Genomic DNA, 22,933 nt, shown 5'->3' on the forward strand with positions numbered 1-22,933 from the left:
ACACAAGTCAGGTGAGCCGCCTCCGGTGCCCGGAGAAGCGAGCCTGTGGAGTTTGAATGTGCCGACGCATTCACCGGTAAGGGATGTGAAAAGTCATGCCTCTCGGTTACCACGTATTCGTCGCCGATCCCGTCCCCCTGCAAGTAAATGAACAGGTGCCCAACGGCGAGCCGCGAAGGTTCTCGCCTTTGTCGGTCACGCTGATTCACGGCGACCGCGACGCCGTTCTCGTCGATCCACCTCTGACGCGGGACCAGGCAGAAGAAGTCGCGGTGTGGATTCAGAAAAGCGGCAAGAACCTCACCCACATATTCGCCACCCACGGCCACGGCGATCACTGGTTCACGGCGGGCATGCTCGCCGAGCGCTTCGACGCCCAGGTGGTCGCCACCGCCGGCACCATCGAGCAGATGAGGCGCAACGTCGCCATCCGCGCCGTCTTCTGGGACAAGTTGTTGCCCGGCCAGATCCCCGACGCACCCGTCACCGCGACCGTCCCGGACGGGAACCGCCTCGACCTCGAAGGCCACCAACTGCTCATCGTCGAGGTCGGCCACAGCGACACCGACGAGACCAGCGTCCTGCACGTGCCCGACCTCGACCTGGTCGTCGCCGGGGACGTCATCTACAACGGCGTCCACCAATTCCTCGTCGAGTCCAAGGACGGTGGCATCGACGCGTGGCGCGAAGCCATCGACATCGTCGAGAGCCTACGGCCCCGCTTCATCGTCGCCGGCCACAAGAACAAGGACCTCGACGACGACGCGCAGCGCGCCATCTCCCAGACCCGCCGCTACCTCGACACGGTCGACGAACTCCTCGCCGAGCACGAGACCGCCCTCGGCTTCTTCGACGCCATGCTCGAACGCTTCCCCGCGCTGCTCAACCCCGGCGCCCTCTGGGGAGGCGCCCTCGCCCTCCGCCCCCCACCAAGGACCCACCCATGACCACCACGTACGCGGCCGACCAGGCCGAGAGGTCTCGCGGGGTGGCTTCCTGCACTACGGCCTGCGCGTCGCCTGGGCGGCGAACCGGTTCTAGGAGGAGATCAGGCCCGGGCCCGCCCGGACCTCCATCTCTTCCAGCGCGACCTCATGCCCCTCCGCGCACACCAGCCGGACTCCTACCTCCGCCTCGCATCCCCGATGCACCGACAGCACCGGCGGCCCCGCGGGATCGGCCGCCCATGCATCGCCCCACTCCCGCAGAGCCGCGATCACCGGAAACAGCGCCCGGCCCTTGCCCGTCAGCCGATACTCATACCGCGTCCGCTGACCGGGCTCCCGATACGGCACCCGCTCCAACAGGCCCAGCGCCGTCAGTTCCTTCAACCGCGCCGCCACCGCGGGCTCCCCGACCTCGACCCGGCGCACGAAGTCATCGAACCGCCGGGCGCCGAAGAACGCCTCCCGCAGTATCAACACCGCCGAACGCGAACCGATCACGTCGAACGCCCGCGCGATCGAGCAGTTCTCCATCGACCACGCATCGCGACTCTCCAGCGCATCAGCCATACGACCATCGTACCGAGCTGACTTGTGTAAAAGAAAGTCTGCCGTACGCAGGGCTCGCCACCTTCCAGGCGGAGGGCGCGGCGCTGTTCTTCGGCCGTGAGCGGGTGACGGAAGACCTGGTGGCCCGTGTCACCGAGCAGCGGTGATCCGCTACCTGTTGAACCATTTATGCGACTTGATACAGATATGGCCCCGGCCGGGGTCCTCCGTCGGGTTGGTCCACGCCTCCTGCTGGCCGTTGAGCAGGGCCCAATGCGCGCCGCCGCAGGTGACGAGATGGACATCGTCCAGATTGCCCGCGTTGCCGTTGTTCCACAGCGACTTCACCTTGCCGCTGAACGAGCACGGCCGCGCCCCGCCCGCCCAGTTGGCGTCGTTCCCCGCCCAGTTGCACCGCTTTCCTGACCCGCTCACCCCGCTGTAGGCGCAGATACTGCCCTTGGGGCAGTCTCCCAGCCAGTCCTGAGCCGACGCGACGCCCGCGTTCCCGGTGAGAAAGAACGCCGCCATGAGAGTGGCCGTGCCGACGGACACCGCTCGTCTGATTCCCAAGATCCGCTCCCCTTCGATTCCGTTGGACCCCCAGTACACAGAGGCGAAGGTCGGGGTGTCGCCCTGTTCCACTCAGGAACGGAACACCCACGTCACAGGCCGGGGCGGCGGCCGTCCGTGCTGATCGTCAGGCTTGCACGGTAGGGCGGACGACGATCTCGCTGATGTCGACGCCATCAGGCTGCTCGATCGCATAACCGATGGCGGAAGCGACGGCCGAGGGCGGCATGGCGATCTCGGCACGCTGCTGGAGCAGTGCCGCCGCTGCCTCGGGGCTCCCGCCCTTGCCCACGCCCTCGGTGTCGGTGAAGCCCGGCGAGACGAGGGTGACCCGCAAGTCGGGACCTGACTCCTGCCGCAGCCCTTCGGTCAGCACCTTCACCGCCGTCTTGGTAGCCGCGTAGACGGCCAGGGGGGACCTCACGATGTACGCCGCGGTGGAGGCGACATTGACGAACTGCCCGGAGCGCTGCCGCCGGAAGATGGGCAGCGCCGCCCCGATACCGTTCAGCAGGCCCGTGATGTGGGTGGCGACCATGGCGTCCCAGTCGTCCTGGCGCAACTCGTCGAACGGCGAGACCGCCATGGTGCCCGCGTTGGAGACCAGGACGTCGAGCCGGCCGAAGCGGTCGATAGCCGTATCGGTCAGACGCTTCAGGTCTTCACGGTGCGCGACATCGACGACGACGCCGACGGCTGAGCCGCCCTGCGCCGTGATTCGATCCACCACCGCGTTCAGCCGGTCCTCCCGCCGGGCTCCAAGTACCAAACGGGCTCCCCGCTCGGCGAGATAGGTCGCCGTTACCTCTCCGATGCCACTGCTGGCGCCCGTAAGCGCGATGACCTTGCCTTTGATGCCTGTCATGACCAGTCCTTCGTGAGGTGTGTGGAGTCCAGTACGCTGACCTACAGTGGAACTGGGGGTGCCTCCACTTAGCGTCAGGCTAAGTGGGCGCGCCTCCACTTAGCAAATCGAAGAGCCCGAGAAAGGAGGGCAAGCGCCATGGCCGAGGGAGGCCAACGCCCGCAGCGAGCTGACGCGCGGCGTAACCGGGAGAAGATCCTCACGACGGCGGCACGCGTATTCGCCACGGAAGGGCTCGAGGCCCATCTGGAGCGCATCGCCAAGCAGGCGGGGGTGGGCAGCGCCACGCTGTACCGCAACTTCCCCACCCGTGAAGCTCTGGTCGAGGCCGTTTACCGCAATGAGGTGGCCCAACTCTGCGACGCGGCCCCTGCCCTACTGGCAGCGAAGCCGCCCTTTGACGCCCTGCGCGCCTGGACCCGCCTCTTCTTGGACTACGTGACCACCAAGTACGGCATGATCGACGCCCTGCGTGCGATCGCCGCGACGGGGAGCAACCCGTATGGTCACAGCCGGGAAATGATCCAGGCCGCCCTGAGCGTCCTCATGGATGCTTGCGTGGCCACCGGGACGATCCGCACCGACATCGGCCCCGCGGATATCAGCGCCGCCCTCGAAGGCATCGCCCTCACCTCGGCGAGCCCCGAACAACGTAAGCAAGCGGAGCGCCTGCTCGACCTCACCCTGGACGGCCTGCAGACCCCTCCACGAGGGCCGGCGTGAGAGGTGGCCACCTTCCAGAGCCTGCGTGAACAGCTGCCCTGATTCAGGCGGGCCGCCCGGCGTCCTTCACGCCCACTTGATGGCCGACGTCCTCGTCCTCGGCCGCGGCCAGCACCGCCTGCAGCAGTCCGGGAAAGCGGGCCTGTAAGTCGGTCCGCCGGAGGATCACGAAGCAGCGGGTGCCTTCCTGGCGGGTGCGGGTCAGTCCCGCATCGCGCAGCACCCGCAGGTGGTGGCTGAGGGTGGACTTGGCCACCGGCGCCCGCAGTTCGCCCCAGCCACGCTCGCGGCCGTCGGCCAGCACGCGCACCAGCCCGACCCGGATCGGGTCGCTGAGGGCGGCCATCACCCCGGTCAACGCGATCTGACCTGCTTCGGGGTGATGTGCCTGTCTCATCCTGCCATGCTAGCTTGTTCGATGTTTCACGAACATCGAACGAAAGGTAGTGCCGTGGCCGCCTCTCCTACCCACCGGCTCCAGGACCAGGTCGTGATCGTGACCGGGGCCGGCTCCGGAATCGGCCGCGCTGGCGCGCTCGCCTTCGCCCACGCCGGAGCGCATGTGCTCGCGGTCGGCCGCCGTGCCGATGCCCTGCGGCAGACCGCCGCAGGGCATTCCGGCATCGCCGTCCTGCCGGCCGACATCACCGGCGAGGGCGCTCCGCAGGCGGTGGTCGACGCGGCCGTCGAACGCTGGGGCCGCCTGGACGTGCTGGTCAACAACGCCGGCGCCACCACCGTCATGCCCCTGGCCGACGCCGATGCCCAGCGCATCGGCGACCTGTTCGCGCTCAACGTCACCGCGCCCAGCCTGCTCGCCCGGGCCGCGCTGCCGTACCTGCGCGCCGGTCGTGGCGCGATCGTCAACATCTCCAGCACCTTCGGCCACCGCCCGCTGCCCGGCGCCGCCCACTACGCCGCTTCCAAGGCCGCCCTCGAACAGCTGACCCGCAGCTGGGCGCTGGAGCTGGCCCCCGGCGGCATCCGCGTCAACGCCCTGGCCCCCGGCCCCACCGAGAGCGAGGCCCTGGCCGCCGCCGGACTGCCGGACGCCGTCGTCGAACAGATCAAGCAGGAGGAGACCGCCCGCATCCCCCTGCACCGCCGCGGCACCCCCGAGGAGGTGGCCACCTGGATCGTGCACCTCGCCGACCCCGCCGCCACCTGGATCACCGGACAGATCCTCACCGTCGACGGCGGCCTGGAACTCACCTGACGGCCCGCTCTGTCGCGCCAGTTTCCCAGGCCACTTGCCACGACTTCCTGGCCGCCGCCCCGCCGACACCGTCAAGGTGCCCAAGAACAGTCGCGAGTCGGCGGGGCCGGCGAGCTCGTGGATGACCCGGCCCAGGAAGCGGGCTCGGCGCGAGCTGAGCGTCACGCTGACGGGCGGTCGAGTTTGGCGGCCACGGCGTCGAGGACCCAATCCAGGCCGGTCGCGAAGGATGTCTCGGCGTCCACGTCCGTGCCGTCGTGCACGGCCTTGGCCAGCGACGGAAAGCGGCCCGTGGCCAACATTCTCGTCACGTGCGGCCCGGAGGCGCGCTGCCAGTCGCGCTCGGACAGGCCCGTGGCGCGCTCGGCCCGCAGGTTCGCGATCTCGCGCCTGATCGCACCAGTGACGTAGGCGCTGACAGTCTCCACGGCGCGCATGACGGTGTCGACGTCGGCGAGGCCGTCGAGGGCGGCCAGCTTGGCCTCGGTCACGGCGAGACCGTTCGGGCCCAGGGACGGGCGGCCGCCGAGCAGGTCGGCCAGCCATTCGTGACGAAGGGCGGCCTGCCTGGTGCGATGGGCGAGAACCCGCAGCGCCTCCCGCCAGTCACCGGGCTGCTCCTCGGGGAGAATCTCGGCGTGCACCTCGTCCACCATGAGGTCGAACAGCTCCTCCTTGGTGGAGATGTATGCGTACAGCCGCATCGGGCCGGCGTCCAGCCGGGCGGCGACCTTGCGCAACGACACCGCCTCCAGCCCGCCCTCGTCGGCCAGTGCGATGGCGGCGGTGACGATCCGCTCCCGGTCGAGCGGCACGGGGCGAGTCGGCGGCTCGGGCCGATCCCACACAGTCATGGTCACACTGTACTGTTGCGATACACTGTATCGATATGAGACATCGCATCGCAGTAGTCGGAGGCGGTCCCGCCGGCCTTACCTTTGCCCGCGTCCTGCACCGCCATGACCACCCCGTCACCATCCTCGAACGCGATCCCGCCCCCGACGCCCGCCCCCCGGGCGGCACGCTGGACCTGCACGAAGGGCTGGGGCAACTCGCGCTGGACAAGGCCGGACTGCTGGCGGAGTTCCAGGCGCTGTCTCGTCCCGAGGGGCAGGCCATGCGCATTCTGGACACGGCCGGGACCGTACTGCGCGACTGGCGACCCGATCCAGATGACCGGGCCAATCCCGAGATCGACCGCGGGCAACTCCGTGACCTGCTGCTCGGCCCTCTCGACGTCCGGTGGGGGAGGGGCGTGACGAAGGTGGTGCCGGGGACCCGGGACGGCGTACTGGTCTATTTCGCGGACGGGGGACAGGAGACGTTCGACCTCGTGGTCGGCGCGGACGGCGCCTGGTCCCGGATCCGCCCCGCGGTCTCGTCGGTGACTCCGCACTACACCGGCGTCACCGCGATGGAGACCTCCCTGGACGACGTCGACGCCCGCCACCCCGACCTCGCCCGGTTGATCGGCGACGGTTCCTTGGCTGTGTACGGCATGAACCGATCTCTCGTCGCCCAGCGCAACAGCGGCGGGCACGTCAAGGTGTACGCCCGGTTCCGCGCGCCGCTGGACTGGCACACGAACCTGGATCTGGCCGACGCCGAGGCCGTGCGATCGAGTCTGCTGGCTCTGTACGACGGCTGGGCCGCTCCCGTCCTCGACCTCCTCCACCACGGCACCGCTTTCGTCCACCGTCCCCTCTACGTCCTGCCCGTGACCCACACCTGGACCCACGTCTTCGGGGTGACGCTACTGGGCGACGCCGCCCATCTGATGCCTCCATTGGGGGTGGGCGCGAACCTCGCGATGCTGGAAGGCGCCGAACTCGCCGAGACCATCGCCACCGGCTCTGAAGACCTGGACAAGGCCGTCCGCGCCTTCGAGGAACAGATGTGGGTACGAGCCGGCAGATGGGCGAAGATCACGACGGCCGGCCTGGAGCGCCTCGTGAGCCCGGACCCCGCCGAAGCCCTCGCCCACTTCGACCAGGTCCAGCCATCCTGACCGCCGAGCGCAGCGATGACGTGCTCCAGGCCGTTCCCGGTCTTGGCGACGATGTCGCGGGCCGGTCCTCCGACAAGGCGAGCGCGAGGTAGAGAAGGTCATACCGAGACCGGGTCATGACCCCTTACTCACGTACGCCTGACTGGCTGCCGCTGTGCCACTCGTTCGCCTCCGGGGGAAGATCTCGGTCTCGGGGCGCTGCATGTACGCCATCGCCGCGGTGAACTCCGGGTCGCCGAAGCGTCGCTCCATCTCCTCGGGCGTCACGTCCTCGATGTGGGTCTGGATCCACCACACGTTGCCGAACGGGTCGCGCACCCGCCCGACCAGGTCGCCGAACGCCAGGTGGGTGACCTCCGAGATGGAGACGCCGCCCGCCTCGACCGCCTGGCGGTGCACGGCGCGGGCGTCCTCGACGTACAGGCGGAGGAACGCGGGCGTCGCTGGCCAACTCGGGTCGCCGTCGAACAGCATCACGATCGCGTCGCCGATGCGCACCTCCGCGTGCCCGATCACCCCGCGGGCGTCGATCACCCGGCCCAGTTCCTCGGCGCCGAACGCCTTGCGGATGTAGTCGATGACCGCGGCCGTGTCGCGAGAGATGATCCACGGCGTGACGGTCGTGTAGCCCTCGGGGATCGCCTTGACAGACATATCGGGTGGCTCCTCTGCATGCGCGGATCTGTGCAGGAGACGCTAACCCTCGTGTAGGTCAGTTTCCGTCCTACACGGCACGGAGCGTCCTGGCGGCCATCTCCCGCAGGTGTTCGACCAGCTCGGGCGGCTCGTGCACCTCGAACTCGCACCCCAGCGTGACCAGCCGGAATGCCAGCCACTCCAGGGTGTCGCTCTGCCCGGACAGCCGGCAGGTGTCAGCGTCGATCGGCTCCAGCTCGCCCACGGCGTCGCCGAGGCGGGCCGCCACCCACCCGGCGGAAGCGTGCAGGGTGGCGACGGCGCGGTAGGTGGGCGCCGTCGAGTACAGCCTGGCGGTGACGAAGGCTGCGGCGTCCTCGGCCGGAGGCGTCTTCGGCGGCACCCGCACCCCGGTCGGGCGGGGCTCGCTCACGCGGTCCACGCGAAAGATCCGCCAGTCGTCCCTGTCGTTGTCGAAGGCCACCAGATACCAGCGCCTGCCCACGGTGACCAGGCGGTACGGCTCGACTAGCCGCCTGCTCGCGGTGCCGTCGCCCGCCTCGTAGGCGAAGCGCAGCCGCTCGTGGCCGGCCGCGGCCCCGGCGATCGCGGTGAGGATCTCCGGGTCGATGTCCGGCCCGGAGAAGGGAGAGGGAGCCTCGGTCGCGGCGTTCAGCGCGCCGACCCGGTGCCGCAGCCGGGACGGCAACACCTGCTGAAGCTTGGCCATCGCGCGGACCGACGCCTGGTCGATGCCCGCGACAGGATGCCTGGCCACTGTACGCAGGCCGACGGCGATGGCCACGGCCTCCTCGTCGTCGAGCAGCAGCGGCGGCATAGCGGTGCCCGCCACCAGGCGATAGCCGCCGTCGCCGCCCATCGTCGCGCGTACCGGATAGCCGAGGTCGCGCAGCCGCTCGACGTCGCGGCGGATGGTGCGCGGGCTGACCTCCAGACGCGCCGCGAGTTCGCTGCCCGGCCAGTCGCGCGGAGCCTGGAGCAGGGACAACAGGTTCAGCAGTCGTGCCGAGGTGCCGGACATGCCACCAAGAATGACAGGAACCGTTGTTGCCGAAGGGCAAGAAGCCCGGCCGGCCGCCGACGTGAACCTGGCGGCAGTTGATCCACGGCATACGGTCGACATCAACGTCGCTCCACGGTGTGCCGGGCCCACCAGCACGCCGCCGGGGCGAGGAAGAAGGGGAGCCGCAGAAGGAGCCACCCGGCGGCGTCACCGTCGAGCCGGCCGACCACGGGCTCGGGCGCTCGCGCGGCGGCCTGACCACCAAGCCGCACCTGACTGTCGAACAGGGCCAGAAGCCCATGTCCATCGTGCTTCGACCAGGCCCGCCACCGCAAGAAACGCGGCTCCCACGGCGGCCGTCCGCCGAAGTTCGACCCGCAGGACTACCAGGCTCGGCACGCGGTCGAGTGCGAAATCAACCGCCTCAAGAGGCACCCGGGCTGTGGCCACGAGGTACGACAAGCTCGCGGTCCGCCACGAGGCGACCGGCCTCGTCGCGGCCATAAATGAGTGGCTGTGACCAGCACAGCCGACGCCATGCCCCTCTCCGAGGCGGCCAGCGATCCACAGGAGCGTGAGTGCTGAGCATAGGTTGGCAAAGTATGGAAGTACGTACTATTCTTGTACTTCATAATGAAGGATGTAGATATCTACGAGAGCGACCCCGACGGCCTCCTCTACGACCCTCGGGTCAGGGCCGCGATGACCCAGCTCGCCGACAGCGACGAAGACCTGCTCACCTTCGAAGCGGGCGCCGCCGTCCGCACCGCCAACCATGCCGTCGAGCGCATGCGCGCCCACGGCACTCAGGGACGAGGGGTCAGCGCGGGCGCGTTCGACCTGCTGATCCGCCTCAACAACAGCGAGCACGGCATCAGCATCGGCGAGCTGGCCCGCACTGCCGGGGTCAGCTCCCGCAACGCCACCGGCTTGGTCGACACGCTGGAGCACAACGAATTGGTCCGCCGGGTACCCGATCCGATGGATCGGCGTTCGGTTCTGGCCGAGATCACACCCGCCGGGCGAGCGTGGATGGAGGCGTTCCGCAAGCCGTCGCAACTTGCCATGCGGGCGATGTTCCACGGGTTCACCTCTGAAGAACTGGTCGTTCTGCGCGACCTGTGCCTGCGGCTGGCCGCCAACCAGCATCGCCTCGCCGACCACCTGCGCCAGCTCGAACAACAGCCATGACCACGACAGCTCAGGAACGGACCCGTCGCACCGTACGCGGCTATCACGAGGCCCGCTTCCGCGGAGAGGTGTCCGCAGCGGCAGCACCTGGGAGAGCCGTTCCGCTTCCAGAGCCCGTTCATCACTGCCGAGGATCGGACGGGCCATCTGGCGACATTGCCCGCGTTGATCATGCTGTGTTCGACGCCTCGCCCTGGCAGCCGATGAACGCTCAATTCGAGCTATAAACGATGCGCCCCCATCCCGAGAAGGAGTTCCTGGCGTCATGGCCGCCATCCGCCACGAGATCGTCATCGATGCGTCCCCCGAGTACATCTGGGATGTGCTGCGCGACGTCGGGGCCGTACACGAGCGCCTGCTACCGGGCCGTGTCATCGACACCCGGCTGGAGGGCGACCAGCGGTTCCTGACCTTTCCCGACGGGCACGTGATCCGCGAGTTGATCGTCGCGATCGATGACGATTCCCGCTGCTTGGCCTATTCCGTTGTTGACGGCGCGAGACCCGCGCTCGAGCACCACCACGCCTCGTTCGAAGTTCGCCCGGAGGGCGACGAAGCAGGCCGGCTGATCTGGACCACCAACGTGCTGCCACATACGCGAGCCGCCGAGATCCGCATGCGCGTCGAACATGGCGCACGGGAGATGAAGCAGGCGATCGAGGCCGCAGCACACGCGAGCCACCTACCCATGTGAACCCGTGGCAGGGGGAAGGTTCGTCATGCAGGACGACATCACAACCACATTGCCGGTGGGCACTACGGGCGTGCCGGCCACTGACGTGTTCAGGGCCATCGCCGCAACCTGCCGCCCTCGGACGTTCGAGGTGTCGATCACCGCCTGGGACCAGTTGAGCTGGCCGGCGGCGTGCGACTCGGCGAGCTGGGGCTGGTGCGGCCGGTCCCAGACACCGGCCGCGTGTCAGCCGCGCAGCAGGTCATTCCCGAGCCGAGGCCCGAATCCTGCGCCCGCACCTTGCCGGTGGCTGGGTCGAACAGATGCGGGCGCGGCGTCAGCTCGCCGAGATCGATCCCGCGTGAGTACGGTGAGCATCCCGTACGCGGGCCGCTCGGCCACATGCCGGCCTCTTGAAGACTTCGTCCAGCCGGACCGCGCCGACGTCGCCCGGCGCACTGCTCGCGAGGATCTCCTCCAGACCGTGGCCATGGGGCGGGGGCGGGGACACCCGCGCCGAGCTGCTGTCCACGCTCAAGTGGGTGGCGCGACCGGGGACCGCAGGCCGAGCCACTGCTCGGCATCCCAAGCCTGGAACCGCTCCACCTCGGTGAACCCCAGCTTTGCCGCGAGGCGCATCGACCTGACGTTGGCGGTCTGGGTGATGAGCACCACCGGCTCGCCGGGAAGGACGCCGTCGAACCAGCCGAGTGCCGCCGCGCACGCCTCGGCGGCGTACCCGAATCCCCACGCTCGCGACAGGAACAGGTAACCGAGATCGGCCTTCCCCGCGGCAGCCGGGCGACAGTGCCCCTTGGCTCTCCTGAGCAGGATCTGGCCGATCATCGCCCCGTCGAGATCAACGACGAAACTCCCAGGCCACGGCTCGGGTACCCCGGGTATCTCGCGCTCAAGCTCGGCACGCGGCCGGGGCCCGCCGAGGTAGGCGTGCACCTCTGGCGACGCCAGCAGCTCGACGAACGTCGCACGGTCCCGGGCCTCGGACTTACGGAGCATGAGGCGTTCGGTCCTTATGGGGTCAGGCGGCCAGGCGATGGGTCCGATCTCAGTCATGGCGGGCAACCTATCGCCTGCTTGTGAGAGTGATGTGAAGAGAAGACTTTGACCGCTACTCCGCGGCTCGCCGTAGCTTCGGGACCCTCGGCCCCAGAAGGCCCAGAGTTCACGCGAACTGAAGGTTCTTCAGCGAGAACTCACGTGGGTTCGGCATCTCAAGGCGTGCTTGCCTCGTGGGTTCAGCGCATTGAACGTCGCCAAGAGGGCGTCTCTGATCCCTCTGGCCTTGATCCTTTCGTGCATGGGCCGTAGCTGGGATACCAAGATCCAGTCCTTGATCTTGCCGGGATAGCCTGGCTTCCAGCGTCGGCCCGCCCCCCCCGGGAGGGCGGGCGAACCTCGCCGGCGACCATCGGCTGGCCGGCCGTCGGACAACGTGTCGGCTATGTCAATCGGTCGTGCTGGCGTGCACGGCGATGATTCGCCAGCCGTGCGTCTCGCCGTATAGCCAAGTGCGGGTGTAGCGCATCCTTGCCGCGAACGGCGCACCGGAGACGGTCCCTTCGACGGTGCCGAGAAACCACGTCACCCCGGTGCGCCCATCGGCGAGCACGGTCAACTCCTCCTCGGCCACCCTCGTCAGCACCTGCGCCCGAGTGCGGTGCAGCTCCAGGTCGTCCGCCTTGGTCGCAACGTTCGCACCGAAGGTAAAGATCAGCCGATCATCCAGCAGCCGATCCAGCGCCTCGACATCTCCAGCAAGCTGCGCGGCCTGGAGTCGGCGCTCGGCGTCCCGCAAGTCTTCCATCATGAGGTTCACCCTCCCAGCCAGCGCCGTATCCGCGCCAGGACGTTCACGCTCGGCTGATCTTCGCAGTCCGATCCAGGGACTCTGATTAAGGGTGTCAGCGGAGAGCGGCTTCGAGCGCGTCCGGCAGAGCAGTGTTGGTGATGACCAGTTCGTCGCCCAGGTTGAGGATGCGCACCTCGCCGTGATCGCTCATGTGTAACCACATGTGCTCCAGCGAGACTTGATCATCGCTGGGATGGGTGTGCCAGGACACCGTCACCTGGAGCAGCCCTGCGACTGCCCCCTTCAATCACACAGCGGCATACGCCCACGAAAAGCGCCGGCGACGATGTGATCGTTTTCTGCGTGGCGGCAGGAATGCGCTGAGCTGTCCGGGCAGATGGAGGAGCTGCGCACACCGGTACAGCGGCTGACCAAGTTGCGTGAGTCCATCGCAGTGGCGAACCGCCGGTCGCGACGGGCCTGGCTGTATCTCGATGAGGAGCGCCGCTGGTTTGACCTTGACGCTGCGTCAACTTCTAGCATCGGGGCCATGTCGATCACTGTTCTTGACACCTACTCCGCCATGAGGCGGATCCTGCTGGCCCCGGTTGCGGACCGCGTTGACCTGCTGCGTTCGATGCTGGAGGCCAACAAGGGCATGTACCGCTTCCACCCCGGCGAGCTCGACCTGGTAGCCGTACACCTCCAGTCGTCCGGGTTCCCCGTCGACCGCGACGAGGAGCGTTGCCTCGATGCGCTCGAAACCCTGGCGGCGGCCGGGGCCTGGGAGCGGATGCAACGCGCGCTCGACGACGCTCTCGCCGTACTGCTGGAGGCGACGCCGGGGCTGCAGGCCCCGGAGATCACCGTGCTGGTCGTGCTCGGCGACCCGGGTGACAAGCACTTCATGGGTCCCTGCCTAGGATTGACCGGGTTCGGCGGCATCTCGGGCAACATCGCCATCACGTTGTGGCCGTACCCCGAGAACGTGGCGCGGCTGGAGGCCACCGCCGTGCACGAACTGCACCACAACCTGCGATGGAGCCCGGGCGGGGTCGTATGGGACCCGATGACCGTCACGGTCGGCGAGCACATCGTCGGCGAGGGCCTGGCCGACGCCTTCGCCCGCCAGCTTTACGGCGACGAGCTCGGCCCCGCCCGCATCGGCGTACCGCACCTGCACGACGACGAGGTCTTCGCCAAGGTGCTCACCGGGCTCGACGTGACAGGCATGCAGAACTTCACCGCCTGGGTGCACGGCGACCCCGGCGCCGAGCACCTCGGTGTCACCCCGGTGGGACTGCCGATGGGCGCGGGGTACGCCGCGGGCAACCGGCTGGTCGACACCTACCTGGCGGCAACCGGCCAGACGGCGGCCCAAGCCCTGCACGCCGACGCCTCGGAGATCATCGCGACCACGCTTCGCCTCGGGTGACACTGGAACGATGGAGTGGACGATCCAGGAACTCGCGGCGAGGGCCGGCATCACCAGCCGGACCCTGCGTCACTACGACCGCGTCGGGCTCCTGGCCCCGTCCCGGGTCGGCGCGAACGGGTACCGCTACTACAACCCCACCGCGGTCGCCCGGCTCCAGCGGATCCTGCTCATGCGCCGGCTCGGCATGGGCTTGCCGGCCATCGCCGAGGTCCTGGCCGACGAGGTGGACGCGCTCGACGGGCTCCGCGCCCACATCGCCGCGCTGGAAGAGGAACGCGCCCGCATCGAACGGCAGGTCCGGTCTGTACGTCACACGCTCGAGGCTCTGCAGGCGGGAGTGGAACCGCGGATGGATGTCATGTTGGCGGGGTTCAATGACCTCTACAAGGACGAGGTGATCTCACGTTGGGGCGAGCGCGCGTTCCAAGTGAGCAACGACTGGTGGCACGGCAAGAGCCTCGACCAGCAGCGGGCCTGGAAGCAGGACACCGAAGACCTCGTCGCCGCATGGGTCGCCGCAGTGAAGGCCGGGGATTCGCCGACCTCGGAACACGCTCAGTCACTGGCTGCCCGGCACGTCCAGTGGCTGAGTCAGATCCCGGGCACCCCCACCGCCGAGGGCGACCGGGAGCGCTCGATCGAGATGGTGAACGGCATCGGGGACATGTTCGTCGACGACCCCCGCTTCGCCGCGATGTACGACGACGAGGCGGGGGCGACGTTCGTCCGCGACGCACTGCAGGCCTACGCGCGGACCCGGATGTAGCTCGTGTGGTGCACAGAACGGTCATATCTGCGACCGTGTCGGTCATTCGACCTTTGCCGGACCGCCCGAACCTCACCAATCTGAGGACACAGGCCAAATCACTGCTGGCGGCGTGGCGGGCCGGGGATCAGCAGGCGTTGATCCGCGTGCGGGATCTTCATCCCCGAGGCGAGCGCGTCACCGCGATGGGACGGCATTCTCTGGCAGCTGCCCAGCTGGTGGTGGCACGCGGATACGGGTTCGCCTCGTGGGCGCGTCTGGTGCAGCACCTGCGATTGACGCCCAAGGCGCGGGCATTGGGCACCATCGACTTGCCGCCGATGCCGTACGAGGCCTCGGCAAGGCGGACGACGGTGGCGTGACGATCGATGACGTGCGCGGCGCGATCGCCCGCGAACACGGTTTCGCTGACTGGGCCGCCCTCGCGGGACACCGTGACCAGCCGGTAGATGCCCGCTTCGAGGCCGCAGTCGACGCCGGCAGGACCGCCGGGGGCGGGGAGTGCGGTGTTGGGGAGCGACCGCGGCGCAGCCGGCCGCCGGGGCTGCCGACGACCGGGTCGAGCACCTCAAGGTGCCAGACCTGTCCGTCGGGACATACTGCATTCCGGCGGGTGAGGAACACCGCTTCGTGGACGTCACGGAGGATCTGGCGCTGCTGGTCGTGTTCGGCCCGGCTTACGGCTCGCGCGGCGGAACCGGAGAAAGCGATCATGGCTGACACCCTGGTCGCCGGCCTGATCACGTACTGGAGCACGCGGCGAGGGGTGAGGTCGGCAAGCGCCGCCGTTCTCCTCAGCCCGGCAGAGCGTCCTCCAGCCGGGCCAGCTCCTCGGCGCTCAGCGTGAGCTCCGCGGCTCTGGCCGAGTCGGTGATGGAGAGCGGGCGGCTGGCTCCCGGCAGGGGGATCACCGCCGGAGAGCGGGCGAGCAGCCAGGCCAGGACGATCTGCTGCGGGCTGACGTCGCGCTCGGCCGCGATGTGGTGGAAGGCGGTGCCGGCGGAGACGGGGCCGGAGGGGCCGTCGAGGGAGCTGCGGGAGATGCCACCGAGCGGGCTCCAGGGCAGGAAGGCCAGACCCAGCTCGGTGCTCAGCCGCAGCTCGGGCTCGCTGTCCCGAACAGCGGGGGAGTACTGGTTCTGTACGGAGACGAGCCCGTCACCGAGGATCTCATGCGCCTGGCGGATCTGGGCGGTGGTGACGTTGGAGATTCCCGCGGCGCGGATCGTGCCGGCCTCCAGCAGCTCGCGCAGCGCGCCGACGGACTCCGCCCAAGGTACGTCCGGGTCTGGCTTGTGCAGCTGGTACAGGCCGATCGCGTCGACGCCCAGCCGCTTGGCGGAGGCCTCGGCGGCCTGCTTGAGGTGAGCGGGGGTGGCGGTGACGGTCCAGCTGCCGTCGCCGGGCCGGCCGCGGCCGCCCTTGGTGGCCACCAGGACGCCGGAGGTGTCGCCGCCGTAGCCGGCCAGGGCGCGGGCGATCAGCAGCTCGTTGTGTCCCTCCTCGCCGGCGTGCCAGTGGTAGCTGTCGGCGGTGTCGATGAGCGTGACGCCGGCGTCGAGGGCGGCGTGGACGGTGGCGATGGCCCGCGTCTGGTCCGGGCGGTGCTCGATGGACAGCGGCATGGCGCCCAGGCCGATGGCGCTGACGGTGGTGTGGGCGATGGTGCGGTAGCGCACGGTGGCTCTCAGTTCCTCGCGGCGGGTGACGGCACGGTGGTCAGGGTCTCGGCGACGGCGCCGGGTAGCCAGTCGCCGGTGTGGCCGGAGGAGAAGCCCAGCGCCTTCGCCCGGGCGTTGCTCATGGCGTAGTGGCGAGCGAAGGAGAACGGCGAAGCCTCCTCGTCCGCGGCGACGGTCCTGAGGACGGGCTTCCGGCCGGCTTGCGTGCCGATGATCGCGGCGAGCTGGTGTACATCGAGCGGGCCGTCGGAGCAGGCGTTGACCGGACCGGTGAAGTCGGCCGTGGTGGCCCACAGCAGCACGTCCGCCAGCTCCTGGTAGTGGATGAAGACCGTGGGCAGCGCCTTGGCGTGCACAGTGATCTCATCGCCCGCGGTGACGCGCTCGACGTAGTGCGCCAGCCTGCCGGTGAACTCCTGCGCGCCGCCGCCGAGCACGTGGGCGCTGCGCACGCCGGCGAACGCGAAGCCGCCGGCGCGGGCGAAGACGGCCTCCGCCTGGCGCTTGCCCTCGGCGTAATGCGCCTCCAGGTACGTGTCGTCGTGCCAGGGAAGGTCCATGGCCACCTGCCAGGTGGCCGGGTCCACGATCTCCTCCGGCACCGGCGTGCCCGTGGGAACAGGCGGCAGCGCGGCGGTCGCGGGGTCGTACACCTCGATCGTGGAGGTCATGACGTAACGGCGGGTGCGGCCGGCGAAGACGCGGGCGGCGATGGCGGCCTGCACCGGGGTGTAGCAGACCTGGTCCACCACGACGTCGAAGACGTGGGAGCCGAGCGCGGCGGTCAGGGCGGCCTCGTCGTTCCTGTCGGCGACGAGGTGCTCGACGCCGGCGGGCGGCGGCGTCGAGCCGCGGTTGATCACAGTGACCCGGTGACCCGCTGCCCGCAGGCGCTCCACCAGGATTTTTCCGAAGTACCGGCTTCCGCCGATGACGCAGATTCTTTGCACCCCCTGATCCTGGAGCCTTATGGTCATCAGCAGAAGTCCTGATTTAATGGATAGGCATTAAGGAAAACTGTTGATCGATGTCCAACGGCTCCGCGTCCTGCGGGCGGTGGCGGAGCACGGCAGCTTCAACCAGGCGGCCACGGCTCTCCGGCTCACCCCCTCGGCCGTCTCCCAGCAGGTGGCCACCCTGGAGCGCAGTCTCGGCGCCCAGGTCGTCGCCCGCAGCACCCGCGGCGTCACCCTCACCCAGGCCGGCCAGATCATGCTCGGCGCCGCCGAAGCCGTCGCCGCGGAGCTCGAACACGCGCAACAGCAGGTCGCCCGGCTCAGCACCGGCCGTCCCCAGCTCACCGTCGCCACCTTCACCAGCGGCGGCAGGCTTCTGCTGCCCGCCGCTCTCGACCGGCTCATGGCCGTCCATCCCCGCACCGTGCTCCACGTCAGGGAGGGCGAGCCCGAGGACACCCTGCCGCTCGTCCGCCAGGGCGCCGTGGACCTCGCCCTCGCCTACCACTTCGACGGCCCGCTCCCCGTCGGGCCGGGCCCCAGCTCCAGCCTGGAGTGGACACCGCTCCTGGAGGACCCCCTGCACGTCGTCCTGCCGCAGGGGCATCGACTCGCCGACCGCGAGGCGCTCGATCTCGCCGAGCTGGCGGCCGAACCCTGGGTGCTGGGCTGCCTGAAGACCGAGACCTATTTGCGCCGGTACGCCGAGCGTGCCGGCTTCGATCCGGACGTACGCGGCACCACCACCGACTACTTCTTCGCCCGCTCGCTCGTCGCCGCAGGCGTGGGAATCTCCCTGATCCCCTCCATCGCGCTCACCCCGGAGATCCCCGGCCTGTGTACGGTCCCGATCAGGCCGCCGGCGCCGATCCGGCACATCGGCGTGGCCGCGATCCGCCGTAGCGACCGGCCCCACGTCACGACGTTCGTCGACGCCCTTCGCGAGTGTGCGACGCGGCAGCACAAGGGGCGTTGATCCCGCCACGGGCAGCCGGCCGGAAGACCACGACCGCGTACGGCAGCCTGGCCCGGCTCGACATGCGGCGCGCCGCCCGGTCGGCGGGGGAGTGACCGCCGACGAGTTGGAGAGCCGCCTCCTCTACTCTGCCGGGAGTGCCCGTCGCAGCGGCTCGTCCGGCAGCGCCGTGTGGTCGGTACCGGTGGTGGTGCCGAGGGCCTGAACGTCCGGCCCGGTCGAGCCCCCGTACGTGGTGATCTTGTATTCGACCGCCGTGAGGGAAAGGGTCAGCTCACGGATCCGGCGGCGGATGGTGTCGCGATGTTCGACCAGCACATCGAGCCGCTCCGGCACCGTGTGCCCTCCGGCATCGACGAGCGAGATGTAATGCCGCAGGTCACGCATCGGCATGCCGGACAGCCGCATCCGGGTGAGGAACACCAGGCGCCGAACCGCTTCGGCGTCGTAGACGCGATGACCATTACCGTCGCGGGCCACCTCGACCAGCCCGGCCCGCTCGTAATAGCGCAGCGTGTGGGGCGAGATGTCGAGGAGGTCGGCAACCTCGGCGATCGTCATCGTCTCGGGCAGATCGGCCAGGTCGGCGAGGCGGTGGATCGCCTCGACCGACAGCGGACCGTCGTCCCCAAGCGCTTCGAGCGCCCTGGTCATCAGATCGTCGGTGGCCATGACCACGAGCCTAGATGGGCCGTACCGATGCGGAGACACCCTCGAAGTCGGCGCTGCGAGCGGTTTCGGCCCACTGCTCGACCTCGTCCAGGCCACGCCGGTAGGCACGCGAGATACGCTCGACCGCCTCGCGCCCGAGCGGCAGCCGCAGCGGCACCTCGTCGCCGTGCGCGAGGGACACGATGATCTCGGCCGCTCGCGCCGGGTCACCTTCCTGGCGGCCGTCGGTCCCGGCCATGTCCGCACGGACGTTGGCGAGCAAGTCACGGTAGGTCGCGGACGGCTCGACGAACTCGAGCACGTCGCCCCCGTGGAAGCCAGTCCTGAACCGGCTGGGCTCGACGAGCATCACCCGGATCCCGAACGGCGCGACCTCCCCGGCCAAGGCCTCGGACCAGCCTTCGAGGGCGAACTTCGACGCGGAGTACGCCGACACGCCGGGGAACGACGTCCGCCCACCCTGGCTGCTCATCTGCACGATCGTCCCGGTGCCCCGCTCACGCATCGTGGGCAGCGCCGCCCGGACGAGCGCGGCGGGGCCGAACAGGTGCAGATCCATCAACTCGCGCAACTGCGCGTCGCTGACCTCCTCGACCGCTCCGACCACGGCCCGGCCCGCGTTGTTGACCAGCACATCGAGCTGACCGAAGCGGTCGAGGGTGTCGCGCACGAGGCCCGCGGCCGCGGCGATGTCCCGGGCGTCGAACTTCGCGATCAGGCAGGTGTCCGGGTACTTGGCCTCCAGATCGGCCACACTCTCGGGCCGGCGCACCGCCGCCACGACGCGGTCGCCCGCCGCGAGCGCCGACTCCGCCAGTGCGCGTCCGAACCCGCGGGACGCGCCAGTGATGATCCAGGTCTGTGTCGTCATGGCGGGGACGCTATGCCTTCGAGCGCGCTCGAAGGCAAAACCGACGTGACCACCAAATGACCCAGCTGGATCTCGTCGTCTCCAGTGCCGGTCAGCCCACCGCGATGATCGTTACGAGGCGCCGTTGCCGGCTTCGAGGACGAAGAACAGGAAGCTCAGGAACCTCGTGCCGGTGATCTCGCGGAACTCCTCGGGGAACAGCTCGCGGGCTTCCGGTACGAACGGTGGTTCGCTGATGGCGCGGATGTGAAAGCCGGCCGCGGTGAAGGCTTCGGTCATCGCGTGCAGCGGCCGGTCCCAGAAGCTCAGCTGGGCGGTCTGACCACCCATGGTCCATTCTTCGGTCCGGTTGCGGGTTCCGAAATAGCTGGGCTTTTCCCCGGCCAGGTGACGCATGAGGGGGATCACGAAAGGATGGTCGACCGAGATGAGGAGCCGGCCGCCAGGCTTCAGCACGCGTCGTAGCTCGGCCAGTGCCGGTCCCCAATCTTCCAGGTAGTGCAGCACCAGGGACGCGATGACGTCGTCGAACGCGTCGTCGGGAAAGGGCAGCGGGCCGGCCAGGTCGGCGACCCGCAGATCCGCGTCGGCGCCCAGCCGCCGTCTGGCCAGCTCCAGCATCCCGGCACTCGCGTCGATGCCGGTCACGGTGGCGCCTCGATCGCGCAGCGCGGCGAACAGGGGACCGGAGCCGCAGCCGGCGTCGAGGATGCGCCGGCCGGTCACGTCCCCGGCGAGTTCCAGCATCGCGGGCCGCTCGTAGTACGCGTTCGGGAGGCTCATCTCGTTCTCGGCCGCGTACCCCTCGGCGATCATGTCGTAGGCGTTGATGGGGGAGGGCTGTGCGGTCTCAACGTGATCTTCGGGCGTGGTAGGCATGCAGGCCATTTTGGACCAGTTATTCGGAGGCACGGCCTCAACGCGAGTGTGGCCGGGTGCCAGGCGTGCCTGTCACCCGGCCACTGGCCGAAGAAGGTCCTCCACGAGCTCTTACGCGGTCACCTGGTCGGGGGTCTCCTCCTCCGCCGACGCCGAGAGCGTGTTCTGCGGGCCGCGCACGGCGGCGTGGACGAACAGGACGCCCATGACGACGACACCTGCCCACATGGCCTGCTGCCAGCCGTCGACGAAGGACTGACGGGCGGCATCGACCAGCGCCTGCGCGTGGGAGCCGGCAGTGCCCGCCGCCTCGATGGCGTTGGCGACGCCCTGGCGTGCGGTCTCCGCCGCGCCCTGGGGGATGCCGCCGAGCCTGTCATCGATGGCACTGCGGTAACCACTCGCCAGGAGGGCGCCGAGCAGGGCGACGCCGAGTGCGGTGCCGAACTCGCGGGTGATGTCGTTGAGCGCGGAGGCGACACCCTGCTTCTCCCGCGGCAGGGAGCTGGTGATGGCCTCGGTGGAGGGGGTCATCGACAGGCCCATGCCGATGCCCATGGCGAGCATGCCGGGCAGGATGGACAGGTAGCCGCCGTCGACGGAGACGATGCCGGCCATGAGGGCCAGACCGGCGCCGAACAGCGCGATTCCCGCCGCCATGGTCGAGCGGGCGCCGATACGCGCGGCCGGCTTGTGCGCCAGGCCGGAGGCCACCATCATCAGCACGGCCATGGGCATCATCGCCAGGGTGGACAGCAGTCCCGACCAGCCGAGGACGGCTTGCAGGAAGGGGAAGAGGACCACGAAGACACCCGCCTGGACACCGAAGACGACCAGCAGGGTGATGGAGCCGCCGGCCAGGCCGCGCTCGTGGAAGAGGCGTACATCCAGCAGGGGAGTGCCCCCGCGGCGCAGCTCCCAGGCCACGAAGAAGATCAGGGCCACCAGACCGACGACGAGACCGGTCAGCGTGACAGGGTCGCTCCAGCCGCGCTCCGGGCCTTCCTGCAGGACGAAGATGAGGCCCACCACGGCGACGACGGAGGTCAGCGCGCCCATGGTGTCGAAGGAATGCCCGGAGTGCTCGCGAGAGTTGGGCACGGACCGCATCATGCCGAGCGAGACGAGAACCAGGACGACGGGCAGCAGGAACAGCCACCGCCAGTCCGCCACGTCCACGAGCAAGGCGGACAGGAACATGCCGATGATGCCGCCGCCTCCGGCGACGCCGGTCCACACGCCGATCGCCTTTCCACGCTGCTCGTCGGGGAAGGTCGAGGTGATCACAGCGAGGGTGATCGGCATGATCATCGCCGCGCCGACACCACTGAGCACGCGGGCGGCGATCATGATCTCGGCGGACGGGGCCAGGCCCCCCAGCGCACTGGCGACTCCGAAGATGATCAGGCCGGTGATCAGCATGGGTTTGCGGCCCAGCCGGTCACCGATCGCGCCGAGCGGCAGCAGCAGCGCGGCCAGGGTGAGGGTGTAGACGTTGATGATCCACAGGATGGTGGTCTGTGCGGCGCCGAATTCGACGGCCATGTCGGGCTGGGCGACGTTCAACCCGGTCACCGAGGCGATGACCGCCATCAACGCCACACAGACGGCGATCAGGATGGTACGCAGTTGGCGCGCGTCCGGCGCGCCTCTGCCGCTTGCTTCGGTGGTTGCCGACTGTACGGGCGGGTTCGTACTCATGAATGCCTTTCAGAAAGTGCAGGTGCAAAGGGCAGGCGCCATGATGATGAGCTGGGAAGTCGCCGGACGCGTCAGGGGACAGCGCCCCGACGACACAGGCCGGCGGATCAGGGCCATCTACGTGCGACGATATCCCCGGCTTGCAGCAGAGGCATAGGATGTTGCCTATGGAGCAAGAAGATGAAGGTCTGGACAGCCTCGTACGCAAGCGCATCCGTGCGCTGCGGGTCGCCCAGGGCTGGTCCCTGGAAGAGCTGGCCACCCGCGCCAACCTCAGCCAGTCCTCGCTGAGCCGCATCGAGAACGGCCAGCGCCGTCTCGCGCTGGATCAGCTCGTCACCCTCGCCCGCGCCCTGGACACCTCCCTCGACCAGTTGGTCGAGACCGCCACCGACGACGTCGTCACCAGTCCGGTGATCGACGGCACGCACGGCTTGATGCGCTGGCCGATCAAGGGCGACCCCGGCACGACCGTGACGCGTCAGCGCATGACCGAGCCGCCGCCCGACAATCCCGCACGCATGCGTGCCCATCCGGGCCGGGAATGGCTTGTCGTCCTTTCCGGCACGGCGATCCTCATGCTGGGCAACCGCCGCTTCCGCCTTGAGCGCAACCAGGCCGCCGAGTTCCCCACGATGATGCCGCACGCCATCGGCGCCGAAGGCGGACCGTGCGAGATCCTGGGCATCTTCGACCGCGACGCACGGCGCGGACACCAGCGCGAGGACGGCGGCCGCGATCCCCAAGAGGACGGTGACTGAGCGAAGAGGTGTGATCGCT

General features: G+C 69.1%; 28 protein-coding genes. 12 read left to right on the forward strand and 16 right to left on the reverse strand.

Features of this window, described 5'->3' with window-relative positions; all coding sequences use genetic code 11:
• The first annotated feature begins 95 nt into the window (after positions 1–95).
• The gene (locus OHA68_RS35765) at positions 96–947 is read left to right on the forward strand and encodes an MBL fold metallo-hydrolase (RefSeq protein WP_327104185.1); all 852 of its coding nucleotides are present in this window, start codon (positions 96–98) and stop codon (positions 945–947) included.
• A 90-nt stretch (positions 948–1,037) separates the two neighbouring features.
• On the opposite strand, the gene OHA68_RS35770 is transcribed toward OHA68_RS35765, so the two are convergent.
• The gene (locus OHA68_RS35770; protein WP_327104186.1) at positions 1,038–1,514 is read right to left on the reverse strand and encodes a winged helix-turn-helix transcriptional regulator; all 477 of its coding nucleotides are present in this window, start codon (positions 1,512–1,514) and stop codon (positions 1,038–1,040) included.
• Positions 1,515–1,552: 38 nt separating this feature from the next.
• Here OHA68_RS35770 and OHA68_RS45455 point away from each other — a divergent pair, with 38 nt between their 5' ends.
• Positions 1,553–1,660: an nSTAND1 domain-containing NTPase gene (locus tag OHA68_RS45455; RefSeq protein ID WP_407674524.1), complete on the forward strand. Its 108-nt coding sequence runs from the start codon at positions 1,553–1,555 to the stop codon at positions 1,658–1,660.
• A gap of 4 nt (positions 1,661–1,664) precedes the next feature.
• Here the strand turns inward: OHA68_RS45455 and OHA68_RS35775 are convergent, their stop codons facing one another.
• Positions 1,665–2,066: a peptidase inhibitor family I36 protein gene (locus tag OHA68_RS35775; protein WP_189143099.1), complete on the reverse strand. Its 402-nt coding sequence runs from the start codon at positions 2,064–2,066 to the stop codon at positions 1,665–1,667.
• A gap of 127 nt (positions 2,067–2,193) precedes the next feature.
• Positions 2,194–2,931, reverse strand: coding sequence for an SDR family oxidoreductase (locus tag OHA68_RS35780; protein WP_327104187.1), 738 nt, complete (start codon positions 2,929–2,931; stop codon positions 2,194–2,196).
• 138 nt (positions 2,932–3,069) lie between these two features.
• On the opposite strand from OHA68_RS35780, the gene OHA68_RS35785 reads away from it, so the two are divergent.
• Positions 3,070–3,654: a TetR/AcrR family transcriptional regulator gene (locus OHA68_RS35785; RefSeq protein WP_327104188.1), complete on the forward strand. Its 585-nt coding sequence runs from the start codon at positions 3,070–3,072 to the stop codon at positions 3,652–3,654.
• Between the two features lie 43 nt (positions 3,655–3,697).
• Here OHA68_RS35785 and OHA68_RS35790 read toward each other — a convergent pair whose 3' ends face one another.
• Entirely contained in the window at positions 3,698–4,051 is a 354-nt protein-coding gene (locus tag OHA68_RS35790; protein WP_327104189.1) for an ArsR/SmtB family transcription factor, read from the reverse strand.
• Between the two features lie 54 nt (positions 4,052–4,105).
• Here OHA68_RS35790 and OHA68_RS35795 point away from each other — a divergent pair, with 54 nt between their 5' ends.
• Entirely contained in the window at positions 4,106–4,870 is a 765-nt protein-coding gene (locus tag OHA68_RS35795; RefSeq protein ID WP_327104190.1) for an SDR family NAD(P)-dependent oxidoreductase, read from the forward strand.
• A 161-nt stretch (positions 4,871–5,031) separates the two neighbouring features.
• Here OHA68_RS35795 and OHA68_RS35800 read toward each other — a convergent pair whose 3' ends face one another.
• The gene (locus OHA68_RS35800; protein ID WP_327104191.1) at positions 5,032–5,724 is read right to left on the reverse strand and encodes a TetR/AcrR family transcriptional regulator; all 693 of its coding nucleotides are present in this window, start codon (positions 5,722–5,724) and stop codon (positions 5,032–5,034) included.
• Positions 5,725–5,759: 35 nt separating this feature from the next.
• Here OHA68_RS35800 and OHA68_RS35805 point away from each other — a divergent pair, with 35 nt between their 5' ends.
• The gene (locus tag OHA68_RS35805; protein WP_327104192.1) at positions 5,760–6,878 is read left to right on the forward strand and encodes an FAD-dependent oxidoreductase; all 1,119 of its coding nucleotides are present in this window, start codon (positions 5,760–5,762) and stop codon (positions 6,876–6,878) included.
• 114 nt (positions 6,879–6,992) lie between these two features.
• Here OHA68_RS35805 and OHA68_RS35810 read toward each other — a convergent pair whose 3' ends face one another.
• The 3 genes from OHA68_RS35810 to OHA68_RS45460 form a co-directional block, all read right to left on the reverse strand.
• A complete protein-coding gene (locus tag OHA68_RS35810) occupies positions 6,993–7,532 on the reverse strand; it encodes a VOC family protein (protein WP_327104193.1) in 540 nt (179 codons plus the stop codon).
• A gap of 70 nt (positions 7,533–7,602) precedes the next feature.
• Entirely contained in the window at positions 7,603–8,556 is a 954-nt protein-coding gene (locus OHA68_RS35815) for a helix-turn-helix transcriptional regulator (protein ID WP_327104194.1), read from the reverse strand.
• Positions 8,557–8,657: 101 nt separating this feature from the next.
• The gene (locus OHA68_RS45460; protein ID WP_407674380.1) at positions 8,658–8,810 is read right to left on the reverse strand and encodes a hypothetical protein; all 153 of its coding nucleotides are present in this window, start codon (positions 8,808–8,810) and stop codon (positions 8,658–8,660) included.
• 361 nt (positions 8,811–9,171) lie between these two features.
• On the opposite strand from OHA68_RS45460, the gene OHA68_RS35830 reads away from it, so the two are divergent.
• Positions 9,172–9,729: a MarR family winged helix-turn-helix transcriptional regulator gene (locus OHA68_RS35830; protein WP_327104195.1), complete on the forward strand. Its 558-nt coding sequence runs from the start codon at positions 9,172–9,174 to the stop codon at positions 9,727–9,729.
• A gap of 265 nt (positions 9,730–9,994) precedes the next feature.
• Positions 9,995–10,423 (forward strand): SRPBCC family protein, encoded by a 429-nt coding sequence (locus tag OHA68_RS35835; protein WP_327104196.1) that lies wholly within the window; start codon positions 9,995–9,997, stop codon positions 10,421–10,423.
• Between the two features lie 513 nt (positions 10,424–10,936).
• Here the strand turns inward: OHA68_RS35835 and OHA68_RS35840 are convergent.
• Both OHA68_RS35840 and OHA68_RS35845 read right to left on the reverse strand, forming a co-directional pair.
• On the reverse strand, positions 10,937–11,476 hold the full coding sequence (locus OHA68_RS35840; RefSeq protein ID WP_327104197.1) for a GNAT family N-acetyltransferase: 540 nt from the start codon (positions 11,474–11,476) through the stop codon (positions 10,937–10,939).
• A 391-nt stretch (positions 11,477–11,867) separates the two neighbouring features.
• Complete coding sequence (locus tag OHA68_RS35845; RefSeq protein WP_327104198.1) at positions 11,868–12,230, reverse strand: nuclear transport factor 2 family protein; 363 nt, start codon at positions 12,228–12,230, stop codon at positions 11,868–11,870.
• A gap of 532 nt (positions 12,231–12,762) precedes the next feature.
• Here OHA68_RS35845 and OHA68_RS35850 point away from each other — a divergent pair.
• From OHA68_RS35850 to OHA68_RS35860, 3 genes are read left to right on the forward strand one after another with little or no spacing between them, the layout of a single operon-like run.
• A complete protein-coding gene (locus tag OHA68_RS35850) occupies positions 12,763–13,647 on the forward strand; it encodes a DUF2268 domain-containing protein (protein WP_327104199.1) in 885 nt (294 codons plus the stop codon).
• Positions 13,648–13,657: 10 nt separating this feature from the next.
• Positions 13,658–14,416, forward strand: a complete 759-nt coding sequence (locus OHA68_RS35855) for a MerR family transcriptional regulator (protein ID WP_327104200.1) — start codon at positions 13,658–13,660, stop codon at positions 14,414–14,416.
• A 35-nt stretch (positions 14,417–14,451) separates the two neighbouring features.
• On the forward strand, positions 14,452–14,778 hold the full coding sequence (locus OHA68_RS35860; protein ID WP_327104201.1) for a hypothetical protein: 327 nt from the start codon (positions 14,452–14,454) through the stop codon (positions 14,776–14,778).
• A gap of 432 nt (positions 14,779–15,210) precedes the next feature.
• Here OHA68_RS35860 and OHA68_RS35865 read toward each other — a convergent pair whose 3' ends face one another.
• Both OHA68_RS35865 and OHA68_RS35870 read right to left on the reverse strand, forming a co-directional pair.
• Positions 15,211–16,095 carry an aldo/keto reductase gene (locus OHA68_RS35865; protein ID WP_327104202.1) on the reverse strand — a complete coding sequence of 295 codons (885 nt, stop codon included), beginning with the start codon at positions 16,093–16,095 and terminating at the stop codon, positions 15,211–15,213.
• Between the two features lie 8 nt (positions 16,096–16,103).
• Positions 16,104–17,075, reverse strand: a complete 972-nt coding sequence (locus OHA68_RS35870; RefSeq protein ID WP_327104203.1) for an NAD-dependent epimerase/dehydratase family protein — start codon at positions 17,073–17,075, stop codon at positions 16,104–16,106.
• A 43-nt stretch (positions 17,076–17,118) separates the two neighbouring features.
• Between OHA68_RS35870 and OHA68_RS35875 the strand changes: the two genes are divergently transcribed.
• Positions 17,119–18,030 (forward strand): LysR family transcriptional regulator, encoded by a 912-nt coding sequence (locus tag OHA68_RS35875; RefSeq protein WP_327104204.1) that lies wholly within the window; start codon positions 17,119–17,121, stop codon positions 18,028–18,030.
• 123 nt (positions 18,031–18,153) lie between these two features.
• Here the strand turns inward: OHA68_RS35875 and OHA68_RS35880 are convergent, their stop codons facing one another.
• The 4 genes from OHA68_RS35880 to OHA68_RS35895 all read right to left on the reverse strand — a co-directional run bounded on the left by OHA68_RS35880 (position 18,154) and on the right by OHA68_RS35895 (position 22,153).
• Entirely contained in the window at positions 18,154–18,702 is a 549-nt protein-coding gene (locus tag OHA68_RS35880; protein WP_327104205.1) for a MerR family transcriptional regulator, read from the reverse strand.
• A 10-nt stretch (positions 18,703–18,712) separates the two neighbouring features.
• Positions 18,713–19,573: an SDR family NAD(P)-dependent oxidoreductase gene (locus OHA68_RS35885; protein WP_327104206.1), complete on the reverse strand. Its 861-nt coding sequence runs from the start codon at positions 19,571–19,573 to the stop codon at positions 18,713–18,715.
• 111 nt (positions 19,574–19,684) lie between these two features.
• Positions 19,685–20,452 carry a class I SAM-dependent methyltransferase gene (locus OHA68_RS35890; RefSeq protein ID WP_407674381.1) on the reverse strand — a complete coding sequence of 256 codons (768 nt, stop codon included), beginning with the start codon at positions 20,450–20,452 and terminating at the stop codon, positions 19,685–19,687.
• A gap of 111 nt (positions 20,453–20,563) precedes the next feature.
• Entirely contained in the window at positions 20,564–22,153 is a 1,590-nt protein-coding gene (locus OHA68_RS35895; protein ID WP_327104208.1) for an MFS transporter, read from the reverse strand.
• Positions 22,154–22,311: 158 nt separating this feature from the next.
• On the opposite strand from OHA68_RS35895, the gene OHA68_RS35900 reads away from it, so the two are divergent.
• A complete protein-coding gene (locus OHA68_RS35900; RefSeq protein ID WP_407674382.1) occupies positions 22,312–22,914 on the forward strand; it encodes a helix-turn-helix domain-containing protein in 603 nt (200 codons plus the stop codon).
• Positions 22,915–22,933: the final 19 nt, after the last annotated feature.

Origin of the sequence: Nonomuraea glycinis, assembly GCF_035920485.1 — a bacterium.
Classification (GTDB): Bacteria; Actinomycetota; Actinomycetes; order Streptosporangiales; family Streptosporangiaceae; genus Nonomuraea; species Nonomuraea glycinis.

Coding starts and splice junctions, on each gene's coding strand:
- OHA68_RS35765 (WP_327104185.1), top strand. CDS start 96: ATGCCTCTCGGTTACCACGTATTCGTCGCCGATCCCGTCCCCCTGCAA.
- OHA68_RS35770 (WP_327104186.1), bottom strand. CDS start 1,514: ATGGCTGATGCGCTGGAGAGTCGCGATGCGTGGTCGATGGAGAACTGC.
- OHA68_RS35780 (WP_327104187.1), bottom strand. CDS start 2,931: ATGACAGGCATCAAAGGCAAGGTCATCGCGCTTACGGGCGCCAGCAGT.
- OHA68_RS35785 (WP_327104188.1), top strand. CDS start 3,070: ATGGCCGAGGGAGGCCAACGCCCGCAGCGAGCTGACGCGCGGCGTAAC.
- OHA68_RS35790 (WP_327104189.1), bottom strand. CDS start 4,051: ATGAGACAGGCACATCACCCCGAAGCAGGTCAGATCGCGTTGACCGGG.
- OHA68_RS35800 (WP_327104191.1), bottom strand. CDS start 5,724: ATGACTGTGTGGGATCGGCCCGAGCCGCCGACTCGCCCCGTGCCGCTC.
- OHA68_RS35805 (WP_327104192.1), top strand. CDS start 5,760: ATGAGACATCGCATCGCAGTAGTCGGAGGCGGTCCCGCCGGCCTTACC.
- OHA68_RS35810 (WP_327104193.1), bottom strand. CDS start 7,532: ATGTCTGTCAAGGCGATCCCCGAGGGCTACACGACCGTCACGCCGTGG.
- OHA68_RS35815 (WP_327104194.1), bottom strand. CDS start 8,556: ATGTCCGGCACCTCGGCACGACTGCTGAACCTGTTGTCCCTGCTCCAG.
- OHA68_RS35830 (WP_327104195.1), top strand. CDS start 9,172: ATGAAGGATGTAGATATCTACGAGAGCGACCCCGACGGCCTCCTCTAC.
- OHA68_RS35835 (WP_327104196.1), top strand. CDS start 9,995: ATGGCCGCCATCCGCCACGAGATCGTCATCGATGCGTCCCCCGAGTAC.
- OHA68_RS35840 (WP_327104197.1), bottom strand. CDS start 11,476: ATGACTGAGATCGGACCCATCGCCTGGCCGCCTGACCCCATAAGGACC.
- OHA68_RS35845 (WP_327104198.1), bottom strand. CDS start 12,230: ATGATGGAAGACTTGCGGGACGCCGAGCGCCGACTCCAGGCCGCGCAG.
- OHA68_RS35850 (WP_327104199.1), top strand. CDS start 12,763: ATGTCGATCACTGTTCTTGACACCTACTCCGCCATGAGGCGGATCCTG.
- OHA68_RS35855 (WP_327104200.1), top strand. CDS start 13,658: ATGGAGTGGACGATCCAGGAACTCGCGGCGAGGGCCGGCATCACCAGC.
- OHA68_RS35870 (WP_327104203.1), bottom strand. CDS start 17,075: ATGACCATAAGGCTCCAGGATCAGGGGGTGCAAAGAATCTGCGTCATC.
- OHA68_RS35880 (WP_327104205.1), bottom strand. CDS start 18,702: ATGGCCACCGACGATCTGATGACCAGGGCGCTCGAAGCGCTTGGGGAC.
- OHA68_RS35885 (WP_327104206.1), bottom strand. CDS start 19,573: ATGACGACACAGACCTGGATCATCACTGGCGCGTCCCGCGGGTTCGGA.
- OHA68_RS35890 (WP_407674381.1), bottom strand. CDS start 20,452: ATGCCTACCACGCCCGAAGATCACGTTGAGACCGCACAGCCCTCCCCC.
- OHA68_RS35895 (WP_327104208.1), bottom strand. CDS start 22,153: ATGAGTACGAACCCGCCCGTACAGTCGGCAACCACCGAAGCAAGCGGC.
- OHA68_RS35900 (WP_407674382.1), top strand. CDS start 22,312: ATGTTGCCTATGGAGCAAGAAGATGAAGGTCTGGACAGCCTCGTACGC.